The organism is Dolichospermum lemmermannii CS-548, assembly GCF_028330815.1.
In the GTDB taxonomy this organism is placed as follows: domain Bacteria; phylum Cyanobacteriota; class Cyanobacteriia; order Cyanobacteriales; family Nostocaceae; genus Dolichospermum; species Dolichospermum lemmermannii.
The window spans coordinates 21,370-28,847 of sequence record NZ_JAQMTJ010000313.1; the positions used below are offsets into that span (position 1 = coordinate 21,370).

The following is a 7,478-nucleotide window of genomic DNA, read 5'->3' on the forward strand; positions in this document are numbered from 1 at the left end:
CGTAAGTCTGCCAATTTCATGACAACTTTTACGGACAGGAGATGCTTCTATGGCGCGTATGTATTATGATGAAGATGCTAATTTGGATCTTTTAAAAGGTAAAACCGTTGCTATTATTGGTTATGGTTCTCAAGGTCATGCTCACGCGCTGAATCTCAAAGATAGCGGTGTTAATGTCATTGTGGGATTATATCCCGGCAGTAAGTCCACAGCTAAGGCCGAAGCTGCTGGCTTGACTGTAAAAAATGTTGCTGATGCGGCCAAAGCTGCTGATTTCATCATGATTTTATTACCTGATGAAGTCCAAAAAACAATTTACAAAAACGAAATTGAACCCAATTTAGAAGCTGGAAACGTTTTAGCTTTTGCACATGGTTTTAATATCCACTTTGCACAGGTTGTTCCCCCTGCTGATGTTGACGTGGTCATGGTTGCACCTAAAGGCCCTGGACATTTAGTGCGTCGTACTTATGAACAAGGACAAGGTGTACCTGCGTTATTTGCAGTTTATCAAGATGCCACTGGTCATGCCCGCGATCGCGCTATGGCTTATGCTAAAGGTGTTGGTGGTACACGTGCCGGTATTTTGGAAACCACTTTCCGTGAAGAAACCGAAACCGATTTGTTTGGGGAACAAGCAGTATTGTGTGGTGGTTTGAGCGCTTTAATTAAAGCCGGTTTTGAAACTTTGGTAGAAGCAGGTTATCAACCAGAACTCGCTTATTTTGAATGTCTGCACGAAGTCAAATTAATCGTTGATTTAGTCGTAGAAGGTGGTTTAGCTACCATGCGCGATAGTATTTCTAATACTGCCGAATATGGTGATTATACTCGCGGTCCTCGCGTTGTTACCGCCGATACTAAAGCGGAAATGAAGAAGATTCTCAGCGAAATTCAATCTGGACAATTTGCGCGGGAATTTGTTTTAGAAAACCAAGCTGGTAAACCAGGTTTTACTGCTATGCGTCGTCAAGAAGCTGAACATCCTATTGAGGCTGTTGGTAAGGATTTACGCGCTATGTTTAGCTGGTTAAAGAAAGCGTAATTTTGGGTAATTGGTAATTGGTAATTCTTTACCGATTACCAAGTTTTGACAATCGAACTAACCCTCTTTCAAGAAACATTTCTGTTTCTTTACATACATGGAGAATGCGATCGCTTTCTGCAATATCGGATAAATCAACGAATTTTCAAGGTTACAGCCCAGGAAAAATTAAGGGTTGACCCCAACTTGATGAAAGCGGGTTAAAACAGTTCAAAAAAACATAACTAACCATGGATTTTGACTTAAATAATCAACAGAAAATCTTAATTGAATTAGTTCAAGAATTAGGAAAAAATAAATTTGCTGCTCGTGCTTCTGTCTATGACGAAGAAGCTTCTTTTCCTTGGGAAAATTATGAAGATTTACGAAATCACGGACTTCTAGCATTATGCGTACCAAAAAAATATGGGGGAATGGGGGTTGATTTTCCCAGTTATTGTTTAATATCGGCTGAAATAGCCCGATATTGTGGTGCTACTGCTCTTACTTATAATATGCACATTTCTTCAACTCTTTGGTTAAATGTTTTAAATGATTTACCATTGACGGAATCTCAAATAGCGGAATGTGAAATCTATAAAAAACTTCATTTTCAAAGAATAGTCGAAAAACAGGCACTTTATTCCCAACCAATTTCTGAAGAAGGTGCAGGTGTATCTCTTGGTAAAGCTTATCAAACAACTGCTAAAAAGGTCGAGGAAGGATGGTTAATTAATGGAAAAAAAACCTTTGCTTCACTTTCAGAAGCTGCCGACTATTATGGTATTGTTTGTACCAAGGAAACAGAAAATATTTCAGTAGAGAATTGTCTTTATATTGCTATCCCAGCGAAAACTCAAGGGGTGCAAGTAGTTGGAGAATGGAATTCTCTAGGAATGAGAGCTACTATTTCTCGCACTTTAATTTTCGATAATGTTTTTGTTCCTAATAATGCTCAATTACTGCCCTCAAATATTTATTTAAAACTGACTGAGTTGTACCCACATATGTTTTTTACTCTAGCACCTACTTATATGGGTATTGCTCAAGCTGCTTATGATTTTACAATTAAGTATTTGCGTGGTGAAGTAGTAGGAATGCCACCGATCAAACAAAGACAAAATAAAATCAAGCAATTTAATGTTGCTCAAATGTTTATTATTTTAGAGCAAACTAAGGCAATTTTTTATCGAGTTATCAATGAAGCCAAAATAAATCCTAGTAAAGCTGAAAGATTAAGAGCTTATGCAGCAAATTATACTGTAATGGAAAACAGCAATCAATTATGTAGTTTAGCTATTCGTGTTTGTGGTGGACATTCTCTTTTAAAATCATTTCCTTTGGAAAGACTTTATCGAGATAGTCGTTGTGGTGGGTTAATGAGACCCTGGGGATCTGATAGATGTTTAGAAAAATTAGGAATGGAAACTTTATATGAATCACAAGAAACAGATGAGCAAGGATAATTATAGGTAGGATGAAATTAGTAACGCAACATGATCAAGGATTTTGGTGCGCCACGCTATCATGATTCTACAGCCAATGGAATAATCTCTGGAGTGTAGAAAATGGAATCTCTAATTTCAACTTTCACCCAAAATTTAGATTTTTCCGAATCGGAAATAACAGCAATACTTTCCACACCGTTAAATGAGGTACTAAATTCACCGGCTCTGAAACAAGAATTAGACAGTTTAGATATTAGCTTACTCAAAAAAACCTTACCTACAGCCGGTGCGGTATTGGCTGAACATTTACCACTTTTTTATGATTGGCTAAAAAACGAGTTAGGAGTTGAGCGTGTTCCTGACAGTCCAGATCATACAACAAAATGGGTGGTTGGTTTTCTCAATAATCAAGAAAGTATCAATCACTTAGTTGAATTACATCGTCCCGTACCCCACGCAGCTTTAGAACAAGCTGTTCCCCGGTTGGTGGGTTTATTTGATGGTGTGGAAGATGTGAAAGTGCGTCAAGAATGGGAGAAAGCAGTTGCCGCACTTTGTTTAGTTTTAGTAGTAGATGCCCGTGAACAGGAAAAACTGGCTAATTAATTGGAATTTATAGTCCGAATCAGGATTATTAAAATTAAATGATTAATAGGATTTAGTATGCAGATATTTGCAAACTTTCTGTTTTTCAGATCATTTCTCTGTCTGAATCAGGATGCTCAGGATTGAAGGATTAACAGGATTCAATATGCAGATATTTGCAAACTTTCTGTTTTTCAGATTATTTCTCTGTCTGAATCAGGATGCTCAGGATTGAAGGATTAACAGGATTCAATATGCAGATATTTGCAAACTTTCTGTTTTTCAGATCATTTCTCTGTCTGAATCAGGATGCTCAGGATTGAAGGATTAACAGGATTCAATATGCAGATATTTGCAAACTTTCTGTTTTTCAGATTATTTCAAGAATAACAATCCTGTAAATCTCTAAATCCTGTAAATCCTGATGCTGACATTTTGTAAATCCTGATTTTAACTAAAGTGCTGGACGATGTTGAATCCAAGGGTTAGCGGCTTCTAATTGCGCTGCTAAACTAATTAAGGTAGACTCAGCGGCAGGTTTACCAATTAACTGTACACTTAGGGGTAAACCATGACTATCGAAACCGACAGGAAGGGCGATCGCAGGTAATCCGGTAGCATTTGCAACAGGACAAGGCGCGACCCAATGGGCAATTTTGGCAAATGTCTCTTCTGGACTCAAATCTGCCCATTCACCGACGCGAATGGGAGAATGGAGATAAACTGGTAATACCAATACATCTACAGTATCAAAAAATGCGATAATTTGCCGGGAGACAATTTGCATTTGGGAAAGTGCTTGCAGATATTCAGCTACAGAACCATTTTTTGCTAATAACCATTGGTTTAAAGGCTGTAAGGCTGGCGAAGGAATTCCTGCTGCTGCTATTCCAGCTTGCCAAACTACTATAAATGGTTCGATTAAACTACTAAAATCTGGGTATTTTTCCTCAACCTGATGTCCAAATTGTGCTAATAACCCGACGGTTTTTAATACTCCTTGTTTACAGTTAGCGTCAGCTTCTCCAAAGGGCAGAATACTGGTACTAAAGGCAATTTTCAGACTATCTAATTTGACTTGAGTTGCAGAGAGAAATGATGGTTGCGGATTTGGTAGCCAATAAGGATCACCTGTGACATAGCCAGAGATCACATCTAACATAGCCGCTGCATCAGCCACTGTGCGGGCAAGGGGACCATCCACCGCAATGCCCCCCAAGCGATCGCCTACAGGGGCTTTAGAGACTCTGCCTCTGGCTGGTTTGATGCCAACAACACCACAGCAAGCCGCCGGACCACGCACTGAACCACCACCATCTGAACCTTGGGCAATTGCACTTAATCCCGCTGCTACTGATGATGCGGCACCACCACTAGAACCACCAGGAGTATATTCTAAATTCCAAGGGTTTCTCGCTGGGGGAAATCCCGCAGGTTCACTGTAAGGATAAGAACCTAATTCCGAAGTTGCGGTTTTACCAAGAATAATAAAACCAGCTTGTTTAATTCTGGTAACTACACCATCATCATGATTGGCAATATTATTTAACAGTGCCGAATTTCCGTAAGTACAAGTAACACCCGCAACCGCACTTAAGTCTTTAATGGAAATTGGTACACCAAAAAATGGCGGTAATTCTGAAGTCGTTGTCAGTAATTCTGTTTTGTTTTTAGCATCAGTAATGGCTAAATCTGCCGTGACTGTAAAATAACTTCCCAGTTGGGGATTTAAGCGTTCGATTCTTTCTAAATATACTTCCACCAACTCTAGAGGTGACACTTCCCGCAGACGGATTAATTGCGCTAACTCTAAAGCTGGGGTAAAAGCTAAATCATTGTTATTCATAGATATAAATTTGCCAACTTCACTTGTGACTTTAGCAGGATTTTTGAGAATTATCGCTATTGGACTTATTGCAAGAATCGGAAAAGTTGACAGGAAAATACTCTCCTTTTCCCGAATTCTACAAAAGGTCTAATTCGTGTTTTTATACTTTACAACAACTCTGAACTTACAGAGTCATAATTTAATAGGGCGAACGATGGGGATCGAACCCACGAATGGTGGTACCACAAACCACTGCCTTAACCACTTGGCTACGCTCGCCATTCACTCTGTGAGTATAGCATTACCTCCAGAAAATAATCAAGCTTTTTTTAGCAGAAATTAGATAATTTTCTTGGTAGTCTTTAAAAGACTAATAAATATACCAGTTCAGGCTAGAATATGAAACCTTTGACTATTCTTATATGTGTAGGAGCAGCGAGCGTTACGGTCTTGGGAGCAATTATGGCGAAAACTAACCCCAATCAGGGTGAATATGAACAATATGCCGTTCAAAAGCTGACAACATATTTAGAAGCTGATGTCTGTCACAAAACACCAAGTTTCTTGGAAAAATTAATCAAAGTTAATTGTCAAGAATTGCTTCAATCCGCCACACCACACATCAAAGAACTGATTACCACCACAACTAACCGACAAGACTATATAATCTTTAGTATTTACCGCACGGAAATCAAACTTGATTCTTGGATACCAGGATACAAATTTGAAACAGTGGGAGCATTGAATCAATTTTATACTTACAATGCTGAAGAAAAATAAATTAGCATCTTTCTCCTGTGTTTCTCAGTCCCCCAATCCCCAATCCCCAAATATGCAAATTAATAAAATTACAGCTTATCTTTTAGTGTCTCATGGGAGTCGTGATCCTCGTCCAGATATTGCTATGCAGCAATTAGCGGGAATGTTAAGTGAGATATTACCCCAAGGTGAAAATTTCGTAGGTGTTGCTACTCTAGAGGCAAATATCCAACCTTTACACCTGCAAATTCAAGATTTTGCTCATCGTGTTCAGGCTTTTGGTTGTCAAAGGGTGCAAATTATCCCCCTATTTTTGTTACCGGGATTTCATGTCATGACTGATATTCCCGCAGAAATCGCCCTTGCAGAACAGGCTATAACTGAAGGAATGACAATAGAATTGCGTCCTTATATTGGTAGTTATCCTGGTTTAGCCAAGTTTTTTGCGGGGATGATGACTACGATTAAAGCAGATGTATCTATTATTTTGGCTCATGGTAGCCGACGGGCTGGTTCTCATGCCCCTGTGGAAAATATAGCAGCTACTGTGGACGCAGTTACAGCTTATTGGTCTGTCCCTCCCAGTTTAGAAGTCAGAGTACAGGAATTGATAGCCGCTGGTTATGGACGAATTGCGATTTTCCCCTATTTTTTATTTACAGGTGGGATAACTGATGCGATCGCTCTGGCAGTAGAAACGCTAAAATTACAATTTCCATCAGTCAGTTTTCAACTCGCACAACCATTAGGAACAAGTCGAGAATTTGCGAATTTAATCGAGAATTTCATCAAAGAAGAGGACAAAGTTTTTGGGTAAAGTTTATTTGGTTGGTGCTGGACCTGGAGATCCTGGACTCATGACTCTCAAAGGAAAGGGCCTATTAACCTGTGCAGATGTGGTTATTTATGATGCTTTGGTGAGTCCAGAAGTGCTGGAAATGATCAATCCTGAAGCAGAAAAAATCAATGCGGGTAAACGCATGGGTAGACATTCACTGTTACAGGAAGTCACTACCCAATTACTGATTGAGAAAGCGGAGAATAATGCCATAGTTGTTCGGCTTAAAGGTGGTGATCCTTTTATTTTCGGTCGTGGTGGGGAAGAAATGGCGGAATTAGTAGCCGCCGGGATTTCCGTGGAAGTTGTGCCAGGGATTACATCAGGAATCGCCGCAGCGGCCTATGCTGGTATTCCTTTAACCCATCGTCTTTATAGTTCATCGGTAACTTTTGTAACTGGACATGAATCCGCTGGTAAGTATAAACCCCAGGTAAATTGGCAAGCCATAGCGCACGGTTCGGAAACTATAGTAATTTATATGGGTATTCACAATTTACCCTACATTATTGAACAGTTTACTCTAGCTGGATTGAGTTTAGATACACCCATTGCCTTAATCCGCTGGGGAACTCGGCCAGAACAGGAAGAATTAATTGGTGAATTGGGGACAATTGTAGAACAAGTGGAAGCAAAGGGATTTCTTGCACCGGCAATAGCTGTAATTGGTGCAGTCGTGAAATTACACGATATATTATCTGATTCTGTACAGGAGAAAAAATAGAGGAAAAGTTTGGTTAGGGTTAGAGGTTGTTTGATAGCGAAGCGTGGCGTTAGCCATAAAGTATCAGATGAAACCCATAATCTCCAAAAACCTAACCCCCCTGCCCCCCTTCCCTACCAGGGAATGGGGTTTTTAACCCACCTTCCGCACCCTAAACTGTCACACAACGAAAAATGGTCGTTTGGGGATTTGATATTAGCGATCGCCACCTAAGATTTCGACGATTTTGTATCAAAATTATCCTCACAGGTATTCAAAAATCCGAAATTACC

The 7,478-nt window shown here is 39.6% G+C and carries 8 protein-coding genes and 1 tRNA gene; 7 read left to right on the plus strand and 2 right to left on the minus strand.

From position 1 onward, the window contains the following. Positions 1-49: 49 nt before the first annotated feature. The 4 genes from ilvC (at position 50) to PN450_RS22380 (ending at position 3,078) form a co-directional block, all read left to right on the plus strand. Positions 50-1,045, plus strand: a complete 996-nt coding sequence (gene ilvC, locus PN450_RS22365; RefSeq protein WP_271837596.1) for a ketol-acid reductoisomerase — start codon at positions 50-52, stop codon at positions 1,043-1,045. Between the two features lie 45 nt (positions 1,046-1,090). Next, complete coding sequence (locus tag PN450_RS22370) at positions 1,091-1,249, plus strand: hypothetical protein (RefSeq protein ID WP_271837597.1); 159 nt, start codon at positions 1,091-1,093, stop codon at positions 1,247-1,249. Between the two features lie 26 nt (positions 1,250-1,275). Further along, positions 1,276-2,490, plus strand: coding sequence for an acyl-CoA dehydrogenase family protein (locus PN450_RS22375; RefSeq protein ID WP_271837598.1), 1,215 nt, complete (start codon positions 1,276-1,278; stop codon positions 2,488-2,490). A 102-nt stretch (positions 2,491-2,592) separates the two neighbouring features. Beyond that, positions 2,593-3,078 (plus strand): hypothetical protein, encoded by a 486-nt coding sequence (locus PN450_RS22380; RefSeq protein WP_015078998.1) that lies wholly within the window; start codon positions 2,593-2,595, stop codon positions 3,076-3,078. A 433-nt stretch (positions 3,079-3,511) separates the two neighbouring features. On the opposite strand, the gene PN450_RS22385 is transcribed toward PN450_RS22380, so the two are convergent. After that, positions 3,512-4,903 carry an amidase gene (locus PN450_RS22385; RefSeq protein WP_271837599.1) on the minus strand — a complete coding sequence of 464 codons (1,392 nt, stop codon included), beginning with the start codon at positions 4,901-4,903 and terminating at the stop codon, positions 3,512-3,514. Positions 4,904-5,091: 188 nt separating this feature from the next. Next, a tRNA-His gene (locus tag PN450_RS22390) sits at positions 5,092-5,164 on the minus strand. A gap of 120 nt (positions 5,165-5,284) precedes the next feature. On the opposite strand from PN450_RS22390, the gene PN450_RS22395 reads away from it, so the two are divergent. Genes PN450_RS22395 through cobA form a run of 3 tightly spaced genes read left to right on the plus strand, consistent with a single transcriptional unit; the run spans position 5,285 to position 7,206 of the window. Beyond that, entirely contained in the window at positions 5,285-5,665 is a 381-nt protein-coding gene (locus PN450_RS22395) for a DUF4359 domain-containing protein (protein ID WP_015079000.1), read from the plus strand. After that, positions 5,649-6,461, plus strand: a complete 813-nt coding sequence (locus tag PN450_RS22400) for a sirohydrochlorin chelatase (RefSeq protein WP_271837600.1) — start codon at positions 5,649-5,651, stop codon at positions 6,459-6,461. Before PN450_RS22395 ends, PN450_RS22400 begins: the two co-directional genes overlap by 17 nt. Next, positions 6,454-7,206 (plus strand): uroporphyrinogen-III C-methyltransferase, encoded by a 753-nt coding sequence (cobA, locus tag PN450_RS22405; RefSeq protein ID WP_168696241.1) that lies wholly within the window; start codon positions 6,454-6,456, stop codon positions 7,204-7,206. The genes PN450_RS22400 and cobA overlap by 8 nt, the downstream gene beginning before the upstream one ends. Positions 7,207-7,478: the final 272 nt, after the last annotated feature.